Below are 20614 nucleotides of genomic sequence, written 5' to 3' on the forward strand. Positions count from 1 at the left end.
TCCCCCTGACCGGGAGGGGCCCGCACGCGTTCACATGGTTGTCGTTGCCGATCCCCGGCGCTCCTCGAGCACGTCCTCGATCATCACGACCGTGCGCTCCTGGAACAGGGCGAGGGTCGCGCCTGCCAGGAGGTCGAGAACCTCGGGCGGGTGGTTGTCCACGGTCTCGTACGACAGCAGCGTCCCCGTCGACATGTCGACCACGCCGGAGGGGTTTCTCCGACCAGGTGATGGGCCTGGTCAAGGCCCTCCGTACGGACGCCCCCGACTGCGCCGATCGGACGCCTGAATGACCGAGTATGTGTGCGCGGCCGCTCGGGAAATCTCAGGAGTCGGGCCCCAGGACCCGCACGGGCAGCGGGCGCAGCGCGTCTCGGAGCGCCTGGGCCAGTTCCTCGTACTCGGCGCCCCGCGCGGCGCCCGCGCGCATCGCGAAGGCGACGCGCCGCGTCGGCGCCGGGTCCGCGAAACAGCCGGTGAGGAGCTGATTGCTGCGGCTGGTCTCCAGCTTGAGCGCGGTGCGCGGCAGAAGAGTGACACCGAGGCCGCCGGCGACGAGCTGCACGAGGGTGGACAGCCCGGCGGCGGTCGTGGTCACGGGCATGTCCTCGCGGCCGGCTTCCCGGCAGATGTCGAGGGCCTGGTCGCGCAGGCAGTGGCCCTCGTCGAGCAGTAGCAGGCGCAGCTCCCGCAGGACCTCGCGGGGTATCCCCTCCCGTCCCCCGAGCCAGTGGTCGAGCGGCGTGACGAGCACGAAGTCCTCGTCGAAGAGCGGGAGTTCGACGACACCGGGCACGCCGAGGGGAACGGCGAGCAGCAGCAGATCGAGCCGGCCGGTGGTGAGTCCGTCGAGCAGGTTGGCGGTCTGCTCCTCGTGGACCTGCAGATCCAGGTGGGGATAGCGGTCGTGGACGAGCTTGAGGACGGTCGGCAGCAGGTACGGTGCGACGGTCGGGATCACACCCAGCCGCAGCGCCCCGGTGAAGGGTGCACGGACGGCTTCCGCGTCCTCCATGAGGGCGCCGACCTCCTCCAGCACCGCCTTCGCCCGTACGGCGAGGCGCTCGCCGGCGGGCGAGAGGAGCACCTTGCGGGTGGTGCGCTCCAGCAGGGTGACGCCGAGGACCTCCTCGAGTGCGGAGACCGCGCCGGACAGCGCGGGCTGGCTCATGCCGATCGCGGCGGCCGCGTCCCGGAAGTGGAGGTACTCGGCGACGGCCGCGAAGGCCCGCAGCTGGGCCAGAGTGGGCTGACGGCGCCCGCTGCCCTTGGTCCCGCCCATGGCCGCACCCCTTACCGGTAGTCACTGATAGTCGTCGTCGATCAACGCGACCGAGTGTAGCTATTTCCTGAATCAATGCACCGTGTGCCAGGATCGGGACCGTCCAACCCATGAGAAGCATCTTGTGTACACGGTGTTTCTGTGCTGCAAGGAGAGCGTGTGCTCACTGTCGGTGACAAGTTCCCCGAGTTCGAACTGACCGCCTGCGTCTCGCTGGAGAAGGGCAAGGAGTTCGAGCAGATCGACCACAAGACCTACGAGGGCAAGTGGAAGATCGTCTTCGCGTGGCCCAAGGACTTCACCTTCGTGTGCCCGACCGAGATCGCGGCCTTCGGCAAGCTGAACGACGAGTTCGCCGACCGTGACGCCCAGATCCTCGGCTTCTCCGGTGACTCCGAGTTCGTGCACCACGCCTGGCGCAAGGACCACCCGGATCTGCGCGACCTGCCGTTCCCGATGATGGCCGACTCGAAGCACGAGCTGATGCGCGCCCTGGGCATCGAGGGCGAGGACGGCTTCGCGCAGCGTGCCGTGTTCATCGTCGACCAGAACAACGAGATCCAGTTCACCATGGTGACCGCTGGTTCCGTCGGCCGTAACCCGAAGGAGGTCCTGCGGGTCCTGGACGCCCTGCAGACCGACGAGCTGTGCCCGTGCAACTGGAGCAAGGGCGAGCAGACCCTCGACCCGGTCAAGCTGCTGGCCGGTGAGTGAGCGATGTCCCTCGACTCCCTGAAGTCCGCCATTCCGGACTACGCCAAGGACCTGAAGCTCAACCTGGGCTCGGTCATCGGCAACTCCGACCTGCCGGCGCAGCAGCTGTGGGGCACGGTGCTGGCGACCGCCATCGCCGCACGCTCGCCGATCGTGCTGCGCGAGCTGGCGCCGGAGGCGAAGGCGAACCTCACGCCTCACGCGTACACCGCGGCGAAGTCCGCGGCCGCCGTCATGGCGATGAACAACGTCTTCTACCGCACCCGCCACCTGCTCTCGGACCACGAATACGGCACCCTGCGCGCGGGTCTGCGGATGAACGTCATCGGCAACCCCGGGGTCGACAAGGTCGACTTCGAGCTGTGGTCGTTCGCGGTCTCCGCCATCAACGGCTGCGGGATGTGCCTGGACTCGCACGAGCAGGTGCTCCGCAAGGCGGGCGTCGACCGTGAGGTCATCCAGGAGGCCTTCAAGATCGCCTCGGTGATCCAGGCGGTCGGCGTGACGCTGGACGCGGAGGCCGTGCTCTCCGAGTAAGCGGCTGTTGAGGGCCTCGCTCACCCTTGGTGGGCGAGGCCCTCCGTGTTGTCGTGGCCGCCTCCGAGGGCTTCGCCCCAGACCCTCCTTCGGCCGCAACGGCCTCGTCCTCACACGCCGGACAGGCTGAATCCTCGTCAGGCGTCGGGCGTGCTGTCCTGTGGCGTTGACGTCTCCGACTGCGACACCGGCGTCGGCTGGGGAAGGCGGCGTGGCACTCCCGAACTCGCGTACGAGCGCAGATAGCCCACCACCGTGTTCGACACCGCCACCAGCGGCACCGCCACCACCGCTCCGCCGATCCCCGCGACCATTCCGCCGGCCGTCACCGACAGGACGACCGCCAGAGGGTGGACCCTCACCGCCCGGCCCAGGATGAACGGCTGCAGGATGTGGCCCTCGATCTGCTGGACGGCCAGGACCACGACCAGCGTCATGATGGCGGTGAAGACGCCCTGCGTCACCAGCGCCACCACCACGGCCAGCGCGCCCGACGCCACCGCGCCCACGAGCGGGATGAAGGAGAAGAGGAAGATGAAGACGGCGAGCGGCACGGCCATGGGGACGTCCAGGAAGTAGATGCCCAGGCCGATGAAGGTCGCGTCGATCAGGGCCACGATCACCGTGCCGCGGACGTAGGCCGTCAGCGTGCGCCAGGCCCGCGGGCCCGCACCCGCCACACCCGGCCGCGCCGCCGCCGGCACCAGCTTCAGCGTCCACTCCCAGATGCGCCGGCCGTCGTACAGCAGGAAGAGAGTGGAGAACATCGTCAGGAGGATGCCGGTCAGGGCCTCGACGACGACCTGCACGCCCTCCAGGCCTGCCGACGTTATCTGGTCGGTGTTGGCGCCGATCGCCTCACGCAGGTTCTTGGCGATCTGGTTGATCTGCTTGTCCGTGACGTGGAAGGGGCTGTTGAGCAGCCACTTGCGCAACTCGTCGATACCGTCCTGGATCTGGCCGGAGAGCGAGTCGATGTTCTCCATGACCTGCCATGTCACGAACCACCCGATGAGGCCCATGATGACGAAGCCGAGGATCGCGGTCAGCGCGGTCGCCGGGCCCCTGGGCACACCGTGACGTCTCAGCCGCGCCACGGTCGGCTGCAGCAACGCCGTGATGAGCAGCGCGCACACGAACGCCAGCACCACCAGCTGGACGGCGCTGATGACCCGCATCAACACCCAGACGGTGCCCGCGAGGACGAGCAGCCGCCAGCCCGCCTCGGCCGCGACCCGTACGCCCCACGGCACCGCCTCGACGGGGTGCGGGCGCCCCTGTACATCGGGCGCGTATGCCGGTGGTGGCGGGACGCCGTCCGCCGCCGGGGGCGGCTCGGGCTCGGCGTGCTCCTTCTCGACCTCGGCGCGGCGTTCGTCCAGTCGCTCCCCCACCTGGGTCAGTCCGGCGCCGAGCCGGGAGAGCCACCCTGGCACTTGCGACATGATCCGTCCTCTTCCCCCGTGTCCTCGGGTGCTCCCCACCGCTCCCCCCTGGAGTCGTCGGTTCCGACCGTACATGGCGGGGCCCCGCGGCCATGAACGGTCAAAGCCCCTCACCCATAGACGGTGAGGGGCTTCGTGAGGTTGAGCGGCCGCACGGCGGACCCGCGGCTCAATACCAGTGGTTGGCCTGCCAGAACGACCAGGCCTGGCAGGGGCTGCCGTACCGGCCGTTCATGTAGTTGAGGCCCCACTTGATCTGCGTGGCCGGGTTGGTCTGCCAGTCGGCGCCGACCGAGGACATCTTGGAACCGGGCAGGGCCTGGAAGAGACCGTAGGCACCGGAGGACGCGTTGACCGCGCGGTAGTTCCAGCTGGACTCGTGGTCCACGATGTTGCTGAAGCACTGGAACTGGTCTGCCGCCACCATCTGACGCGCCATCGCCTGGATCTGCGCGACGGTGTAGGAGCTCTGGACCGGGAAGCTGGAGGCGTCACGGGACGCACGGCTGGCCGCGAGGGCCGCCTCCTTGCGTGCCTTGGCTGCCTCTTCGGCCTTCTGCGCGGCCTTCTGCTTGGCGATCGCGTCCGCAGCCGCCTGCTTACGGGCCGCCGCCTCGGCGTCCTTCTTGGCGCTCGCGTCCGCCGCGATGGCCTGTGCGTCGGCCTGCTGCGTCAGGGACGCGGTCTGCACCTGGGCCTGCTGACCCGCGGGTATGTCAGCGAGCAGCGTCGAGTCGCTTGCCAGCGCCTCGGCGTCGCTCGAGGGCTGCCCAGTGCTGCCCGAGGCAACACCGGTGACGGCGCCGACAGCGGTGACCGCGGTGGCCGAGGCCACTGCGAATCCCCGGACCGAGATCCGGCTCACACGGTTTCCTTCCAGCATCGCCCGCTTCGGTGACCCTGGCGGACGCAATCGTGCCCCTGACGCTGGCCTCCCAACTGCGGGGTCACGGGAGGCACGGGCCCGGTGGGCAGCCCCCTGACGGGAGCGGCCGCGTGGTGCTCGGGCGGCATACGACGGCGCTATGGAGTTCTGATGCTGCTGTTGTGCCGTACCGCTGGGGGTACAGGTGTGTCGTATGCGGGGCCTGACAGGAGTGAGACTCTGCCGTAACCGGACGCCGGGTGGCAATTCTGAGTTGGGTGTGAAAGCTCACATCCCGTTTGGCCCAGCAGATTTCCGGAAAGCCCACACGCGAAGACGCCGCCCGGCTAGGCTCTAGGCCTTTGCCGGACGGCGCCAACCGACGGGTAACTATCTCAAGTTGAGCACTTGGGTCAGATCTGACCGTCCTCGAGCATTTCGGTCACAAGGGCAGCGATCTGGGACCTCTCGGACCGCGTCAGCGTGACGTGGGCGAAGAGCGGATGCCCCTTCAGCTTCTCCACCACGGCGACGACTCCGTCGTACCGACCCACCCGCAGGTTGTCCCGCTGGGCCACGTCATGAGTCAGAACGACCCGTGAATTCGCGCCGATTCGGGACAGAACGGTCAGCAGTACGTTCCGTTCGAGTGACTGGGCCTCATCCACGATGACAAAGGCGTCGTGCAGCGAGCGGCCGCGGATGTGGGTGAGCGGGAGGACCTCGAGCATCCCGCGTGCGGTGACCTCTTCGATGACCTCGCGGCTGGTGACCGCGGACAGCGTGTCGAAGACCGCCTGCGCCCAGGGGCTCATCTTCTCGGCTTCGGTGCCGGGCAGATAGCCGAGTTCCTGGCCGCCGACCGCGTACAGCGGCCGGAAGACCATCACCTTCTGGTGCTGCCTGCGCTCCAGCACCGCCTCCAGGCCCGCGCACAGCGCCAGTGCCGACTTGCCGGTGCCGGCCCGGCCGCCCATCGACACGATCCCGACGTCAGGGTCGAGCAGCAGGTCGAGAGCGATCCGCTGCTCCGCGCTGCGGCCCTTGATGCCGAACGCCTCCCGGTCCCCGCGCACCAGACGGACGCTGCCCTCCGCCGTGACACGGCCGAGCGCCTTGCCCCGCTCCGACTGGATCGTCAGGCCGGTGTGCACGGGCAGGTCGGCCGCCTCGGGGACGTGTGCGTGCCCCTCCTCGAACAGGATGTCCACCTGCTCGCCGGACAGGGTCAGTTCCGACATCCCGGTCCAGCCGGAGGAGTCCGTGATGGCCAGCTCCGCGCGGTATTCCTCGGCGAGAAGGCCGACGGAGGACGCCTTGATCCGCAGCGGCAGGTCCTTCGACACGACGGTGACGTCGAATCCCTCGGCCTGCAGGTTGCGGGCGACCGCGAGGATGCGGGAGTCGTTGTCCCCCAGGCGGTACCCGGTGGGCAGCACGCTCGGGTCCGAGTGGTTGAGCTCGACCCGGACGGTTCCGCCGAGGTCCCCGATCGGAATGGGGGCGTCCAGACGGCCGTACCGGACCCGGTAGTCGTCGAGCAGGCGCAGGGCCTGACGGGCGAAGTAGCCGAGTTCCGGATGGTGCCGCTTGGCCTCCAGCTCCGTGACCACGACGATGGGGAGCACGACCTCGTGCTCGTCGAAGCGGGTCAGGGCGTTCGGGTCGGCCAGCAGGACGCTGGTGTCGAGAACATAGGTGCGCCGATCTGGCTTATGGCGCTTTGTGCTGGTCACCACGGAAGGACGTACCCCCTCGGATGAGGTCGGGGAGCGACGGAGTGGAGTGCCGGGTGGGGCAGGGCGGGAGAAATCCCGACCGGTCGACGGCCGCGATGCACGGGCCGAGGACCGGCCCTCCGCTGCTTCTTCCGTGCCGTGACCGCACGGTCAAGCTGGTGCAAAGGGCCTCCCGGGCGGACGGCCCCGAGCCGCCCGCTGAGATACGACACCCGTGGTTCGGGTGTCGACCTGTCTGGCTTATGCCCTCGAACATGCGCTGCCATGCCACGGCATATGACGGCGCCCCGATGAACTCCTTGTTACGTTTGCACCCGAGCGGGTGACGTCCGTCACGGAGCGAGAGCCGCCCTCACCGCCGTGACGAGGAGGTTCTTCAGCCGCCGTAGCGCCGGTGTCGCGCCGCGTAGTCGCGCAGGGCGCGCAGGAAGTCGACCTTCCGGAAGGCCGGCCAGAAGACCTCGCAGAAGTAGTACTCCGAATGGGCGGTCTGCCAGAGCATGAATCCGGACAGCCGCTGCTCGCCACTCGTACGAATCACCAGATCGGGGTCGGGCTGGTCACTCGTATAGAGGTGCCTGCCGATCAGGTCGACGTCGACGGAGTCGGCGAGGTCGACCATCGAGGTGCCCTTCTCGTGGGCGTCGACGAGCATCGAGCGGACGGCGTCGGCGATCTCCTGGCGGCCGCCGTAGCCGATGGCGACGTTGACGAGTATCCCGTCGACGTGGGCGGTGGCCTCCTCGGCCTCCTTGAGGGCGGTCTGCATCTGCGGGGGCAGCAGGTCCTGCGCGCCCACGTGGTGCACGCGCCAGCGGCCGTCGGCGGCGAGGGAGCGGACGACGTCCTCGATGATCCCGAGCAGCGGGACCAGCTCCTCCTTCGGTCGGTCGAAGTTGTCCGTGGACAGCAGCCAGAGGGTGACGACCTCGACGTCCGTCTCGGCGCACCAGCCGAGGAACTCCTCGATCTTGTCGGCCCCGGCCCGGTGGCCCTGTGCGGTGGTCGAGCCCGCGGCCTTCGCCCAGCGCCGGTTGCCGTCCATGATGACGCCGATGTGCTTGGGCACCTGAGCGTGGTCCAGGTGGCCCTCCACCCGGCGTGCGTACAGCCTGACCAGCAGGCTGCGCAGCTTGTCGCGCAGGTTCACGTGATTGTCAGCCCCTCCGTGCGGATCAGACAGGTGCGGGCGTACGCGATCCCCGTCAGATGGCAGTCCCCGGAGGCGAAGCCTACCCCTGGGGAACCCGGGCTCCGCCAAGGGGTGTCAGTGCTCTGTCTCAGGTTCGTACCCGTGAACGGGGGCCGCTTGGCCGGAATTCCGGGCCGGAATGCGGGGGGATCGCCTCCGCGCGGGGGCGGCGGGCTCGGCGGACGAGTCGGGAAGGGCCGCGGGGCTCGGCCACGCGGGAAAGGAAAACGGGCCGGTCCGTGGGGGGGGAGACGGACCGGCCCGAGGGGGGGTTTCCACCATAACCCTTCGTAAGTGATGCTGCGTGCATCGGCGTGCCACAACTACTCTCCGGAATCACCCGGCGACGCGTCGGTGGCCCCGGAAGCGTTCATTCAGCTCGTGATCATGGCTGAAACACATCGGATTCCAAGAGAATGCGGCCGAATCCTGAGAGATCCAAGGGATGCGCTTGCCCTGTGGGGCGATCGGCGACATGCCCGGGCGTACTCCGGGCGGGTGACGCACGGCGCGAACGTCCCCTTGACGCCGTCGCTACCTTCGCAGTCATGGCCATGCTCACCACCACGGGACTGCCGGGCCCGGTGCCACTGGAGGTCGCCCGGTCGCCGCGGGACCGCCGGCGCGGGCTGCTCGGTCGCGACGGCATCGAGGGGGCGCTGCTGCTGAGTCCGGCGAGCGCGGTGCACACCCTGGGGATGCGGTTCGCGATCGACGTGGCCTACCTGGACCGGAACTTGCGGGTGGTGGCGGTACGGACGATGCGGCCGGGGCGGATCGGCCTGCCCCGTCCCCGCGCGCGCCACGTCCTGGAGGCCGAGGCCGGGGCGCTGAAGCAATGGGGCGTACGGCGCGGGGTGCAGGTGGCCGTGCGCGACCCCTGACGGGTGGGACGGCCGTCGCATCCGCCTGAACGATGCCCCCGCTTCGGTGGACAGATACGTCATGTGCCGGGTTTGCGGGCCTCGATCAGGAAGCGCGTGCTGTGGGCGACGAAGGGCCCCTCGGACTCGATCCGCTCGTGCAGGGACCGCAGTTGCGTCTCGTACTGCTCCACGGTGAAACCCGGGACCATCCAGATCACCTTGCGCAGGAAGTGGACGACCGCCCCGATGTCGTGGAACTCCATGCGCAGCCGGGCCTCCTGAAGGTCGATGACCTCAAGCCCGGACGCTTCGGCCTCGCGCCCCGCCCGCTTGGGGTCGCGGGCGTTGCGGACCTCCTCCGGCTGCGGCCCGAGGAAGTACTCGACGACCTCGACGGCGCTCGCCGGACCGACCTGCTGGGAGAAGTACGTGCCGCCGGGGCGCAGGACCCGTGCGATCTCGCGCCAGTACGTGCGTACCGGGTGCCGACTGGTGACGAGGTCGAAGGCGGCGTCCGCGAACGGCAGCGGAGCTTCCTCCGGCGAGGCGACCACGACGGCGCCGCGCGGGTGGAGCAGGGCGGTGGCCTTGGCGATGTTCGGCGGCCAGCCCTCGGTGGCGGCGGTGAGCGGCGGCAGCGCCGGAGCGGAGGCCAGGACCTCCCCTCCCCCGGTCTGGACGTCGAGCGCGGCGGACGCCCGCGCGAGCCGCTCCGCCATCGAACGCGCGTACCCCCAGGGAGGCCGCTCCTCCGTGGCCCGGCCCTCGAACCAGGAGAAGTCCCAGCCGTCGACGGCGGCGGCGACGGCTTCCCGGACGAGGTCTTCGAAGGGACGACTGGTGGTCATACGGCGATCGTCCCAACGGCCGCGAGGGCTACGCGAACGAATTTCGCGGGGTCGGACGCCCGCCCCTGCGGGTGTCCGACCCCGCGACGGCCCCCCGCCCAGGTGCTACCGCACCAGGGGGCGGACCTCGTGGGCCACGAACCGTATGAACGCCTCCGGGTCCGGCTCGTCCGCGGTCGGCTGGAGGATCACCGTGTCGGCACCCGCGTCGGCGAGGCGCCGGACGGCCTTGGCGACCGCGCCCGCGTCGCCGGCCACACCGTGTTCCGGCACGAGGTCCTCCCTGTTGGCCTCGATCTCGGCGCGCAGCCTGGCGGCGGCGTCCGGGCCGGTGGCGGTGTGCAGGTAGACGACGACGTGATGGGGGTCGGTGCGACCGGCCGCCTTGCGCCCCTCATCGACGAGTTGACGGGCCTTTCGTACGCCCTCGGGTGCCGTGGCGGCGGTGAGGACGGTCCCGTCGGCCGCCGCGCCGGACAGGCGCAGGGTGCGCGGTCCTGTGGCACCGGCGAGGACGCGGACCGCCTGCGCGGGCGGCCAGTCCAGCGCCACGCCGTCCAGTCTCACGTACCGCCCGTCGGTGGTGACACCCTCACCGCGCAGCAGGGCCCGCAGTGCGTCGAGATACTCGCCCAGCAGCGTCACCGGTGACTCGGCGCGGGCGCCGACCTGCTCCATCCAGCTCTGCACGCCGTGCCCCACACCGAGGATCGCCCGCCCGGGGAACATCCGTTCAAGGGTGGCGGCCTCCATTGCGGTCACCGCGACGTTCCGCAGCGGCACGGGCAGCAGTCCGATGCCGACCCGCAGCCGCTCGGTCCAGGCGAGCGCGGTGGACGCGACGGAGATCCCTCCCTCCAGGAAGCAGTCCTCCCACAGCCACAGCTCCTCAAGGCCCGCCTCGTCCGCGAGCCGCGCGATCGCGCGCAGCCGCTCGGGCGGCAGTTGGGGCCGGAACACGGCACCGAGTCCAGTCATGCGGTCTTCCTATCGAGCGGACCCGGGCAGGACAACAGGTTTACCGGTCGCCCGGCTGCGGGCGCTCGTAGTGCAGGAGCACGACACCGTTGCCGAACCGGCGCGAGTCGATCAGGCGCAGGGCCGTCAGCGCGTCGGTCTCGGGGAAGAGGCGCTGACCGCGGCCGACGAGGATCGGGTGGACGTAGATCCGGAACTCGTCCACCAGGTCGTGCCGCAGGAACTCGGCGGCGAGGGCGGCGCCGCCGAGCGCGAGGTCGCCCCCGTCCTGCGCCTTGAGCGCGAGGATGTCGTCCACGACGACGTCCCGGACGACGGTGGTGTGCCAGGCGGCGTGCTCGAGGGTCCGGGAGAACACGATCTTCGGCATGTTCCGCCAGATCCGGGCGTACTCGACCATGGGCCCCGAGCGGTGCGGATCGGTGTCGGCGGTGGGCCAGAAGTCGGCCATGAGCTGGTAGGTCACGCGGCCGTTGAGAAAGGCCCCCATCTCCTTGAGCACATCGTTGAAGTGCTGGTGCAGCTCGTCGTCGACCAGGTGCCAGTCGATCTCGCGGTTCGGGCCCTCGATGTAGCCGTCCAGGGACACGGACATCATCAGGACGATCTTTCGCATGGGCAACTCCCGGTTCCGACGGCCACCGACTGGACGGCACGAGCATCGCGCAGCCGTGCCGCGCGGGCGCGGAGGCTGCTCCGGCGGAATACGCGCACGCCTACGAAGCCGTGTCCCCCCTTGGGAACGACACTTCCACGCGACGGTTCTTGCGCCTGCCCTCCTCGGAGGAGTTGTCGGCGATCGGGTAGTCCTCGCTGTAGCCGCGCACCTCGAAGGTGACGTTGCCGCCGAGGCTCGCGGCCAGCCGGTCGTGCACCGCCTCCGCGCGCTGCTTGGACAGGACCAGTCCGTGGGCGTAGCTGCCGAGGTTGTCGGTGAAGCCGAAGACACGGACGTTCGTCGCGTTCTGCTTCTTGACCTCGTCCGCGATGGCGTCGATCCGGGAGCGGGCCTCCGGGTTCAGCTTGGCGCTGTCCTTGGGGAACAGCACCTCCGCCTGCAGCGCGAAGGTGACGTTCTCATTGGTGTCCTCCCGCCGCTCCTCGCCGCCGAGGTCCTCCACGACGGACTTGATGTCCAGCACCTTGGCGGGCGCGAGCGTGGCCCCGTCGGCGAGCTTCAGCCCCGGGCTGGTGGGGTCGACGGACGGGGGCGGGGAGGTGGTGACGCTGCCGGGGGGTGCGCTGGGGTTGTCGTCGGCGGTGGCTGGGGGGGCTCCGGTCAGGGTGAGGAGCGTGAGAGCGGCCACGAGGGCGGGCGTGGCGGAGCGCGGGGCGGGGGCCATGGCAGGTCACCCCTCGGAGATCTGGATGGAGGCGGGGGGCATCGCACCGACCTGGAAGTCGACGTCGGTGGTGCCTTCGGGCGGGGCGGGGAACTGGGCGAACCACTGGGAGGTGGCACCCTGACGCACGCCACCCGTGAATTGGGTGCACAGGCAGCGGCCGGAGGTGTCGCGCAGGATGAGGTACTTCTTCTTGCCCTTTTGGTCGATCAGGCTGGCACCGGCGATGGATCCACCGTTCCTCGCCAACTCCTGCTCGTCGCCCCGCCACTCGGCCGCGACCCAGAGCGTGCCGGTGTTGTTCGTGACAGTCCCTTCCACGGTCACGAATCCCCCGGCGTCGCGCTTGGCAGAGGTGACCGTCAGGGTAAGGCCGTTCTCGCCCTTGACCTCGGCCAGCGCCGCGTCCGCCCGGGCCGTCGGCGACTCCTTCTGACCGCGGTTGCTCTGGGCCGTCGCAGAGGAGGCCGCGCTGCCCTTGTCCGACTTCCCGTCGTCTCCCCCTCCGCAGCCGGCCACCGTGAGGAGCAGCGCGGTCGCGACCGCGACCGCGCTCAGCACCCTGCGGCTCACCATGGTGCGCCGAAAATCCATCGGTACGGCTTCCTTTCACTTGGCCAGATGCACAGAGAACAGCACGGACGCGTCAGGAAGGTCGTCCGGACGGAAATCTTCGGGGTCGATGTCGACGAGTTGACCGTCGCAATTCAGCTGCACGGGCTCCTTGGGGTCGGCGTCCTGAGCGAAGGTGCACCGTGGCTCGATCACCGCGGTGGCCTCCGCTCTGGCGTGCTGGCTCTCGGTGCCAGGAATGATGGACTTCCCCACCGTGTAGCGCGTCTCCACCGTCACTTGGTATCCGGGATAGCCGTTGACCGTCGTGGGGACAGCCCCACTCGGCACGGTCGAGTCGTTCGCGGCGGCGAGTCGCTCGGCCGCTGCGGTTGCTCCTGCGCCCTCGAAGCGGTCGCCGTTCAGCCAGTCCAGCCAGTTGTCGTCATGGCCGATGGCCGCCTCGAGGCCAGTCATCAGCTCGTCGCGCGAGTCCTGCGCGGCCGCCAACGCAGCAGCGTCCGCCGCGGATTGTGCTCCATTCCGGGCGGACGCTGCTTGAGCGAAGACGAAGAAGCCGAACGCTGCGAGCAACAGGATCCCCGTCAGCCAGATGTAGAGGGGGAGCGTCTGCCCGCGGTCGTCCAGCGGGTACGGGGAAGTCAGCCCCCACCGATGACGTTGTTCACGGCACGCATGATCGCTCCCGAGATAGCGCCGTCGAGGCCCAGCCCGTCGATCATCGTGAAGATCCCGGCAATGATGATCATCAGCCCGGCATACTCCACGAACCCCGCCCCGGCATCCCCCCGCATCCGGGACGCCACGGTCCGCCCCCACGCGCCGATCCTGTGCCTGGCCCTGGTCATCACGGTCCGTCCCCTCCCGCCCGATGCGGATGCCGTCAACCAACGCACCGTACGTGAAAGAGCCCTCACTCCGAGTGGGCCCGGGGGCCCAACTTCCGCGTCTCCCGGCGGTCATCGGGCCCACCCCTCCCCCGCCGTCCCCAGCCACCGGGCGATCGCCTCGCTGCGCGACGTACTGTGCAGCTTTGCGAAGATGCGATTGATGTGGTTCTTGACCGTCTTCTCGCTGATGAAGCAAGTGGCGGCGATCTGCCGGTTGTTCATTCCGGACGCGATGAGATCCATGACCTCCACCTCCCTCGTGCTCAGACCGAAGTCCAGCCACCCGGCGGCTCGGCGCCGCAGGCTCGCCCTGCGGACGGGCCGAGCCTTCGACGACTGTGCCACAACTGGTTGCATCTGCGAAGAAATTTCCCCCGGTTGGTACGAAGCACCGAGCGGAGACGAGACAGGGCAGCGACGGCCCTCCCTCAGCTCCCGTACCGCCTCGATCAGTTCGGCCGCCGTGAACTCGCCGTGCACCAGATAGCCGGAGGCCCCGCGGCGCAGCGCCTCGGCCACCACCTCGGGTTCCCTGCTGTAGGTCAGCATCATCACGGGGGCGAGGCGGGCCAGCTCGGGCAGTGCCGTCAGGCCGTCCGTGCCGGGCATGCGGACGTCCAGGAGGACGACCTGGGGGCGGTGGCGGCCGGCGAGCGCGAGGGCCTGTTCGCCGTCCGCCGCCTCCGCGACCACCTCGATGTCGGGATGGACGGACAGCAGGGCGGTCAGTCCCGCGCGGACGACCGGGTTGTCGTCGGCCACGAGGACACACAGGGGCGGGCCGGGAAGCGCCTGGTCAGGCATGTGCGGCCTCCTCTTGGGGGGTGGGGGGAAAGGTGGCGCGGAGGGGGACGTGCAGATGGATCTCGGCGCCCCCGAGCGGGGAACGGCCCAGGCCGAGGCGGCCGCCCAGGGACGTGGCGCGCTCCGACATGCCGAGCAGACCGAAGTGGCCGGTTTTCGCCAGGTCCTCGGGTGCGGTCGCCGGGGGCAGGCCGTCGCCGTCGTCCTGCACGCGGAGGTCCAGGGCCTCGTCGTCGACGGTGGTGAGCTCGACCCGTACGCGGGTCGCGTGGGCGTGGCGGTGCGTGTTCTCGAGGGCCTCCGAGACGATCGCCAGCACGTGGTGTGCCGTCGCGTACGGGAGCGGGAGCGGGGCCTGCGGTGCCGACAGTTCGACTTCGGTCTTGGTACGTGCGGTGAACTCCTCGACGGCGCGGCCGAGTTCGGCCGTCAGGTCCGGGCGCGCCGTCGTGAGGTCCGTACGGCGCCGCAGATCCGACAGCAGGTCCCGGGACTCCGCCGCCGCCCTGCGTGCTGCGCCCGCGACCAGGTTCGCCTGGCGCTTGAGCGTGTCGGGGTCGCAGTGGTCGGCGGAGGCCGCGAGGGCGTCCGCCGCCAGCGCCAGACCGTGCAGGGTCTTCGCCACCGAGTCGTGCATCTCCCGGGCGAGCCGGGCCCTCTCGGACTCGACGGCCTCCGCCGCCGCGAGGCGCGCGTCCGCCTCGGACAGCGCCTCGCCGGCTGCGCCGAAGCGGAACAGCAGATTGCGCAGGGTCACACCGATGATGCCCGCGGCCACGCAGAATCCGGCGACGAGGAGGGTGCTGACACCGGCGCCGGGACGATGCTCCCAGGCTCGGAACGCGGAGAGCACCACGACCAGTTGGAGGCCGGTGAAGACGCCCGCGCCCCGCCAGCCGTACAGCAGGCCGGACAGGAGCGGCGTGCAGACGGTGGCGTATGCGAGGGGCGAGGCGGGGGAGGCGGTCACCAGGAGCGTGGCGACGAAGAGGAGGTCCAGCGCCATCAGCGTCGGGTGGGCCAGCAGGCGCGGGCCCACCTTCTCCCAGTCGCGCAACAGGGCGTAGGAGGTCATGACGCCGAGGACGGCGGACGTGAGGACGGCGTATCGCGGCACGCCGTCGGGGGTGTTGGCCAGGGCGAAGGGGGCGCCGATCACGACCATGGCGAGGCGTACCGCCACGGTCTGGCGGCACAGGGACTGCAGCGCGCTCAGCTGGAGGCGGACGCTTGCCGGGGGCGGGGCGTCGTCCTCCAGGTACCCGGGTGTGGGGCGCGGGGCGCGGCTGCTCATCATCGGCCCAGGATCGATCCGAAGTCCGTGCCGGAGCCGAGGAACATGCCCGTCGCGATCAGGATCATCGTTGCCGGGAGCATGAAGACCAGGGTGACCAGCGTGGCCTTGGGGATGGTCTTCGCGGCACGGCGGCGGGCGTTCTGGGCGTCCGTGCGCCGCATGTCCGTGGCCAGCTGGATCAGGGTCTCCGCGATCGGGGAGCCGAGCTCCTCTCCCTGTTGCAGGGCCGACACGAACTGGGCGACCTGCTCGGAGGAGTTGCGCCGACGCAGTTCGTCGAAGGCCTGGCGGCGGCTGACCCCCATGTCCATCTGGCGCAGGGTGATGCGCAGTTCGTCCGCCCACGGCCCCTCGTACTTCTCCGCCACCCGGTCCAGGGCCTGGCGGAAGCCGAGCCCCGCCGAGACGACGACCGCGAGGACGTCCAGGAAGTCCGGCAGCGTGCGGTCGATGACGTCCTTGCGCTCGCGGATGGCCTGCCAGATCAGCGCGTCGGCGGCGAGCAGCCCGAAGGCGAAGGTGCCGACGGCGAGCAGCAGATGGCCGTTGGTGAGGAAGATCAGGCCCATCAGGACGCCGAAGATGCCGTACACGGCCCGGCGGGCGGCGTACCGGTGCAGGGTGAGGCCGCCGGGATTGCCGGCCATGTCGATGCGCCGGCGTTTCTCGTCGATGCGGCGCGGGCCCATCAGACGCAGGACGAGCGGGGCGAAGCGCATCCCGAGCCGGTCGACCGCCGATCCCGCCCGGGACACGCGGGTGGCACCCACTTCCAGGGCCAGCGCGAGGTCGCCGGGCAGTTTGGCGTCGGCGCGGATCATTCGGACGCCGAGGAGGATCCCGGCGACCGAGACGGCCATCAGTAGGGCGAGGAACAGCGGCAGCATGGCGACCTCCCTCACACTTCGATCTTGCCGAGACGGCGGATGACGAAGAAGCCGACCGTGTAGAGGCCGAGGGCCAGCAGGACCAGGCCCTGGCCGATGGGGGAGCCGGTGACACGGGCAAGGGCGCCCTCGTTCGAGGAGTTGACCAGGACGAGCGAGCCGAGGCCCAGCAGCGGGACCGTGAAGGCCGTGGCGTTGACCTCGGAGAGCATCGTGCGGACCTCGCGCCGGGTCTCCTTGCGGTCCTCCAGGGTCTGGGTGAGGTTGCGCAGTGAGTTCACCACCGAGCCGCCCGCCTTGTTCGCCAGGACGAGCGTGGTCACGAGGACGATCAGTTCCCGGGAGGGGAGTCGCTCGGCCAGTTCGCCCAGGGCGTCGTCGACCGAGCGGCCCAGCGTCAGCTGGTCGGCGACCCGGGCGAGTTCCTCGCCGGCGGGGGCCTCGAGTTCCTCGGCCGCCATGGCGAGGGCCGTGCGCAGGGCGAGTCCGGCGGCCGTGGCGTTGGCCAGGAGGCGCGCCACGTCCGGGAGCTGGTTGATGAAGGCCTCGATGCGTTTCTGCCGCTGCCAGTTGAGGAAGACGGCCGCGCTCCACACCCCTACCAGGGCGGCGATCGGGCCGAAGAAGGGGGCCAGGGTCGTCGCGGCGATCAGCCAGAGCGCGACGACGACGGCTGTGACGTAGGTGACGAACTCGCCCGCCGTGAGGTCGAGCCCCGTCGAAGAAAGGCGCAGGTGGACGGCGCGGCCGAGGCGGATGCGGCGCAGCCTGCGGTCGATGGCCGTGAACCGCCGCACCCGGCCGCCCGCCGTGCGCAGGGGGCCCGCCGCGTCGCCGGAGAGCCGGTCGACGAGCGCCTGGCGCTGGGCGCGGCCGGACGCGTACGCGTGCACGCCGGCCACGGCGAGCGTCCCGGTGAGGACGGTGGCGCCGAGGGCGAGGAGAGCGGGGTCGGTCATGGCTCGCTCCTGATGTGGACGGGGTTCATCCGATGGCCTGCCTCGTGTTCCGTGCGTCGATGGCCTCCGCCACGCCGAAGGCCGGCGGGAGCGGCTCGTTGGCGACGTACAGCTTCTCCGCGACCGCCCGGGGCAGCGGCAGATGCTCGAAGCGGCCGCGGACGATCCGGTCGGCGGCGAGGGGCTGGGGCACGAAACGGGACACGGTGGCCACCCGGAACTGCTCGCGGCCGTGCGAGACGACGAGCGCGATCTCCACGACCTTGCGGGAGCCGTCGGCGTACCTGGCGAGCTGCACGATCACGTCGACCGCCGCGTTGATCTGGTCCTTGAGCGCCTCGAAGGGGATCAGCACCTCGGACATCGAGCCGAGGGTCTGCAGCCGCATCAGGGCGTCCTCCGCCGAGTTGGCGTGGACGGTGGCCAGCGAGCCGTCGTGGCCCGTGGACATCGCCTGGAGCATGTCGAGCGTCTCGCCGCCGCGGACCTCACCGACGATGATCCGGTCGGGTCGCATCCGGAGGCTGTTGCGGACCAGGTCGCGGATGGTGACCCGGCCCTTGCCCTCGACGTTCGGGGGGCGGGACTCCAGGCGGATCACATGCTCCTGCTGGAGCTGGAGTTCGGCCGAGTCCTCGATGGTGATGATGCGCTCGTGGGCCGGGATCAGCCCGGACAGGGCGTTGAGCAAGGTGGTCTTCCCGGTGCCCGTACCGCCGCTGACGATGAGGTTGAAACGGGCGCGGACGAAGGCGGCGAGCAGCATCAGCATCTGCTCGTCGAGGGAGCCGAGGCCGATGAGTTCGGGGAGCGTGTAGGCGCGAGGGAAGCGGCGGATGGTGAGGGTGGGTCCGGTCAGGGCAAGCGGCGGGATGATGACGTTGACGCGTTCACCGGTGGGCAGGCGGGCGTCGACCATCGGGTTGGACTCGTCGACACGGCGGTTGACCGTGGAGACGATGCGCTCGATCGTCTGCATCAGCTGCTCGGTGGAGGCGAAGCGCAGCGGGAGCTGCTCCACACGGCCGGCCCGCTCCACGAAGATCGAGTCCGGGCCGTTGACCATGATTTCGGTGATGGACGCGTCGGCGAGGAGCGGTTCGAGGACGCCCAGGCCGAGGGCCTCGTCGACGACCCGCCGGATCAGCTGGGAGCGCTCGGCGGAGGAGAGGACCGGCCCCTCCCGGCTGATGATGTGCCCGAGGACGCGCTCCAGGCGGACCCTGCGTTCGGCTGCGGCGAGGCCCGACATCTCGGCGAGGTCGATCTCTTCGAGGAGTTTGGCACGGTAGACCGCGACGAGGTGCCCGTCCTCGCGGTCGGCCCCGCCGTCGTCGGGGGCGGCGATACGGGAGCGCAGGCTCATGTCCGTCGTCAGCTCCTCTCCGGGGTACCGGGATCGGGGTCGGGGTCGTTGGGCATGGTGGCGTGGCGGGTCACGGTCCAGCCGTCGAAGAGGGGGATGACGGCGGGCACGCGGACGGTGACGGTGGCGGTGGTGGTGCCGGCGCCTTTGGGGGCGTCCACGCGGGGACTGAGCCAGCCGCTGACGGCCGCCGTGCCCGCCGCTCGACCGTCGCCGTTCTGCGAGGCGACGCGGGCCGCGGCCCGGGCGGCGGTGCCGGCCTGGCTGATGCCGTAGCCGATGAGCCCGAGCTGGACGGCGGCCATGCCGATGACGAGGAGGATGGGCAGGAATCCGGCGAACTCCAGCATCGAGACGCCCCGGTCGTCGCGGAGACGAGCCCTCGGCGGCACCCTCATGGCCGGTTCCCCTCGAGCGCCGCGCCCGCGCTGCCGTCCACCCGCCAGCCCGGGTTGACGCCCGGGAGGAACAGGGGGACGTCCGCCTCGACCGTCGCCCTCATCACCGAGCCGCCCGGGTCCGGCGTGCAGCGGATCTGTGCCCTGCTCCACGCGCCCGGCAGATGCCTGGCGCCCGCCGACGCGCACACCACGGTCCAGTCGCCGCCCACCGCGTACGCCGCCGTGGCCGCCCGTGCCGCCTCGTCCGCCGCATTGCCCGCGAGCGAGTACGTGTAGCCGTACAGGGCGCACTCCCACAGGAGCGCCATCACGACCAGGACGAGCGGGAACATGCCGGCGAACTCCAGGGTCACCGAGCCCCGGTCGCCGCCTTTCCGCCACAGGCTCAGCGCTCCCCGGTCCGAGGACACCTTGCGCCTCCGGCCGCCTCCGCCCTCGTGCACCGTGACCAGGCCCAGCTCTCCCGCCAGCGACCACAGCGCCTGCTTCACGGCGGAGCGGGCGTCGAGGTCCTGGAGCCGTCCGGCGTCGACGACGGACTGGAGTTCCTTGAACGATGCCGGGACCGAGGCGCGGGCCACCTTCGTGCCGGTGACGCGTTCGACGAGGGCGGGCTGGATCTCCGTACCGCGTGAGTGGCGGTTGACGACGGTGAGGGTCTCCTCCGCCTTGCGGATCTGGAGCCGGTCCCACAGGCGCACCATCCGTTTGGCGGCGCGGACCGCGATCACGTCCGGGGTCACGAGCAGCAGCGCCTGGTCGGCGACCTCGACGGCCGCGGCGGTGGCGGAGTTCATCTGGGAGCCGCAGTCGACGACCACCACGTCGTGGCGGGAGCGCAGGGTGCCGAGGATCTGGCGGGTCACCCGGTCCGTGACCTCCTCGCCTCGCTCCCCCTCGGCAGGGGCGAGGAGGAGCCCGATGCCGGTGTCGTGGGTGTAGAGCGCGTCCTGGAGGACCCGGGGGTTGATGTCCGTGATCCCGGCGAGGTCCGCGACCGAGCGGCGGAACTGGACGTCCAGGTAGGAGGCGACGTCCCCGGACTGCAGGTCGAGGTCGACCAGCGCGACCGTGCGGCCCGAGGCCCGTGCGGCGAGCGCCAGCTGGACGGCCGTGACCGTCGCTCCCACACCGCCTTTGGCCCCGGACACCGTGACCACCGTTCCGCCGGCGCCGGCGTACAGCTCCGGTGTGCCGCTGCCCAGGTGGCGCCGCATGCCCACCGACCAGGCGGCGGCGGCCTGGACGCGTTCGGCGAGGGCGTCGTAGCCGAGGGGCAGGGTGACGATGCCGCGGGCGCCGGAGTCCATCGCGGCGGTGAGCACGCCCGTGTTCGTGTCGGCGGTGATGAGAACGACCCCGACCGCGGGGAACCGCAGCACCAGATCACGGATCAGTTCGAGCGCGGGGACCGGACCGATCCGCTCGTGCACGAGCACGACCTCGGGCAGTTCGTCGAGGGACTCGCCGGCCAGCCGCGCAAGGGTGTCGAGCAGGGCCGTGGAGTCGTGGACCGGCGGTGCGGGCTCGGCGTCGTCGAGCCGGCTCAGCAGGGTGGTGAGCGAGCGGGCCGTGTCCAGGTCGCCGACGGCGGAGAGGATACGGATGGTCATCGGCGGCACCTCAGG

23 protein-coding genes are annotated in these 20614 nt (G+C 70.5%); 3 read left to right on the forward strand and 20 right to left on the reverse strand.

From position 1 onward, the window contains the following. Positions 1 to 30: 30 nt before the first annotated feature. A complete protein-coding gene (locus tag ACZ3TS_RS04495) occupies positions 31 to 204 on the reverse strand; it encodes a hypothetical protein (protein WP_467613663.1) in 174 nt (57 codons plus the stop codon). A 121-nt stretch (positions 205 to 325) separates the two neighbouring features. Then, positions 326 to 1282, reverse strand: a complete 957-nt coding sequence (locus tag ACZ3TS_RS04500; RefSeq protein ID WP_467613577.1) for a LysR substrate-binding domain-containing protein — start codon at positions 1280 to 1282, stop codon at positions 326 to 328. 159 nt (positions 1283 to 1441) lie between these two features. Between ACZ3TS_RS04500 and ACZ3TS_RS04505 the strand changes: the two genes are divergently transcribed. Then, positions 1442 to 1996, forward strand: a complete 555-nt coding sequence (locus tag ACZ3TS_RS04505; RefSeq protein WP_467613578.1) for a peroxiredoxin — start codon at positions 1442 to 1444, stop codon at positions 1994 to 1996. 3 nt (positions 1997 to 1999) lie between these two features. After that, on the forward strand, positions 2000 to 2533 hold the full coding sequence (locus ACZ3TS_RS04510) for an alkyl hydroperoxide reductase (RefSeq protein WP_467613579.1): 534 nt from the start codon (positions 2000 to 2002) through the stop codon (positions 2531 to 2533). Between the two features lie 137 nt (positions 2534 to 2670). Here the strand turns inward: ACZ3TS_RS04510 and ACZ3TS_RS04515 are convergent, their stop codons facing one another. The 4 genes from ACZ3TS_RS04515 to ACZ3TS_RS04530 all read right to left on the reverse strand — a co-directional run bounded on the left by ACZ3TS_RS04515 (position 2671) and on the right by ACZ3TS_RS04530 (position 7732). Beyond that, positions 2671 to 3978 (reverse strand): AI-2E family transporter, encoded by a 1308-nt coding sequence (locus tag ACZ3TS_RS04515; RefSeq protein WP_467613580.1) that lies wholly within the window; start codon positions 3976 to 3978, stop codon positions 2671 to 2673. Positions 3979 to 4147: 169 nt separating this feature from the next. Continuing rightward, complete coding sequence (locus ACZ3TS_RS04520) at positions 4148 to 4861, reverse strand: aggregation-promoting factor C-terminal-like domain-containing protein (RefSeq protein WP_467613581.1); 714 nt, start codon at positions 4859 to 4861, stop codon at positions 4148 to 4150. A 395-nt stretch (positions 4862 to 5256) separates the two neighbouring features. Next, entirely contained in the window at positions 5257 to 6582 is a 1326-nt protein-coding gene (locus ACZ3TS_RS04525) for a PhoH family protein (RefSeq protein ID WP_467613582.1), read from the reverse strand. Between the two features lie 376 nt (positions 6583 to 6958). Beyond that, entirely contained in the window at positions 6959 to 7732 is a 774-nt protein-coding gene (locus tag ACZ3TS_RS04530) for an isoprenyl transferase (protein ID WP_467613583.1), read from the reverse strand. A 590-nt stretch (positions 7733 to 8322) separates the two neighbouring features. Between ACZ3TS_RS04530 and ACZ3TS_RS04535 the strand changes: the two genes are divergently transcribed. Further along, positions 8323 to 8658, forward strand: coding sequence for a DUF192 domain-containing protein (locus tag ACZ3TS_RS04535; protein ID WP_467613584.1), 336 nt, complete (start codon positions 8323 to 8325; stop codon positions 8656 to 8658). Between the two features lie 59 nt (positions 8659 to 8717). Here the strand turns inward: ACZ3TS_RS04535 and ACZ3TS_RS04540 are convergent, their stop codons facing one another. From ACZ3TS_RS04540 to ACZ3TS_RS04605, 14 genes are all read right to left on the reverse strand, one after another. Then, positions 8718 to 9488, reverse strand: a complete 771-nt coding sequence (locus ACZ3TS_RS04540) for a class I SAM-dependent methyltransferase (protein WP_467613585.1) — start codon at positions 9486 to 9488, stop codon at positions 8718 to 8720. A 105-nt stretch (positions 9489 to 9593) separates the two neighbouring features. Beyond that, the gene (locus ACZ3TS_RS04545) at positions 9594 to 10466 is read right to left on the reverse strand and encodes an LLM class flavin-dependent oxidoreductase (RefSeq protein ID WP_467613586.1); all 873 of its coding nucleotides are present in this window, start codon (positions 10464 to 10466) and stop codon (positions 9594 to 9596) included. Positions 10467 to 10506: 40 nt separating this feature from the next. Then, positions 10507 to 11082: a dihydrofolate reductase family protein gene (locus ACZ3TS_RS04550; RefSeq protein ID WP_467613587.1), complete on the reverse strand. Its 576-nt coding sequence runs from the start codon at positions 11080 to 11082 to the stop codon at positions 10507 to 10509. A 100-nt stretch (positions 11083 to 11182) separates the two neighbouring features. After that, positions 11183 to 11809, reverse strand: coding sequence for an OmpA family protein (locus ACZ3TS_RS04555; protein WP_467613588.1), 627 nt, complete (start codon positions 11807 to 11809; stop codon positions 11183 to 11185). 6 nt (positions 11810 to 11815) lie between these two features. Then, complete coding sequence (locus tag ACZ3TS_RS04560; RefSeq protein ID WP_467613589.1) at positions 11816 to 12403, reverse strand: hypothetical protein; 588 nt, start codon at positions 12401 to 12403, stop codon at positions 11816 to 11818. Between the two features lie 15 nt (positions 12404 to 12418). Beyond that, entirely contained in the window at positions 12419 to 13027 is a 609-nt protein-coding gene (locus tag ACZ3TS_RS04565) for a pilus assembly protein TadG-related protein (RefSeq protein WP_467613656.1), read from the reverse strand. Then, complete coding sequence (locus ACZ3TS_RS04570) at positions 13024 to 13230, reverse strand: hypothetical protein (RefSeq protein WP_359392176.1); 207 nt, start codon at positions 13228 to 13230, stop codon at positions 13024 to 13026. The genes ACZ3TS_RS04565 and ACZ3TS_RS04570 overlap by 4 nt, the downstream gene beginning before the upstream one ends. Before the next feature lie 111 nt (positions 13231 to 13341). Then, complete coding sequence (locus tag ACZ3TS_RS04575; protein WP_467613590.1) at positions 13342 to 14076, reverse strand: response regulator; 735 nt, start codon at positions 14074 to 14076, stop codon at positions 13342 to 13344. Then, positions 14069 to 15373: a sensor histidine kinase gene (locus ACZ3TS_RS04580; protein WP_467613591.1), complete on the reverse strand. Its 1305-nt coding sequence runs from the start codon at positions 15371 to 15373 to the stop codon at positions 14069 to 14071. Before ACZ3TS_RS04580 ends, ACZ3TS_RS04575 begins: the two co-directional genes overlap by 8 nt. Then, the gene (locus ACZ3TS_RS04585; RefSeq protein ID WP_467613657.1) at positions 15370 to 16260 is read right to left on the reverse strand and encodes a DUF5936 domain-containing protein; all 891 of its coding nucleotides are present in this window, start codon (positions 16258 to 16260) and stop codon (positions 15370 to 15372) included. The genes ACZ3TS_RS04580 and ACZ3TS_RS04585 overlap by 4 nt, the downstream gene beginning before the upstream one ends. An 11-nt stretch (positions 16261 to 16271) precedes the next feature. Next, the gene (locus tag ACZ3TS_RS04590; RefSeq protein WP_467613592.1) at positions 16272 to 17219 is read right to left on the reverse strand and encodes a type II secretion system F family protein; all 948 of its coding nucleotides are present in this window, start codon (positions 17217 to 17219) and stop codon (positions 16272 to 16274) included. A 25-nt stretch (positions 17220 to 17244) separates the two neighbouring features. Continuing rightward, on the reverse strand, positions 17245 to 18585 hold the full coding sequence (locus ACZ3TS_RS04595) for a CpaF family protein (protein WP_467613593.1): 1341 nt from the start codon (positions 18583 to 18585) through the stop codon (positions 17245 to 17247). A gap of 8 nt (positions 18586 to 18593) precedes the next feature. After that, entirely contained in the window at positions 18594 to 18983 is a 390-nt protein-coding gene (locus tag ACZ3TS_RS04600; RefSeq protein WP_467613594.1) for a TadE/TadG family type IV pilus assembly protein, read from the reverse strand. Beyond that, positions 18980 to 20599, reverse strand: coding sequence for an AAA family ATPase (locus ACZ3TS_RS04605; protein WP_467613595.1), 1620 nt, complete (start codon positions 20597 to 20599; stop codon positions 18980 to 18982). The genes ACZ3TS_RS04600 and ACZ3TS_RS04605 overlap by 4 nt, the downstream gene beginning before the upstream one ends. Positions 20600 to 20614: the final 15 nt, after the last annotated feature.

The organism is Streptomyces sp. NPDC022910, from assembly GCF_055561075.1.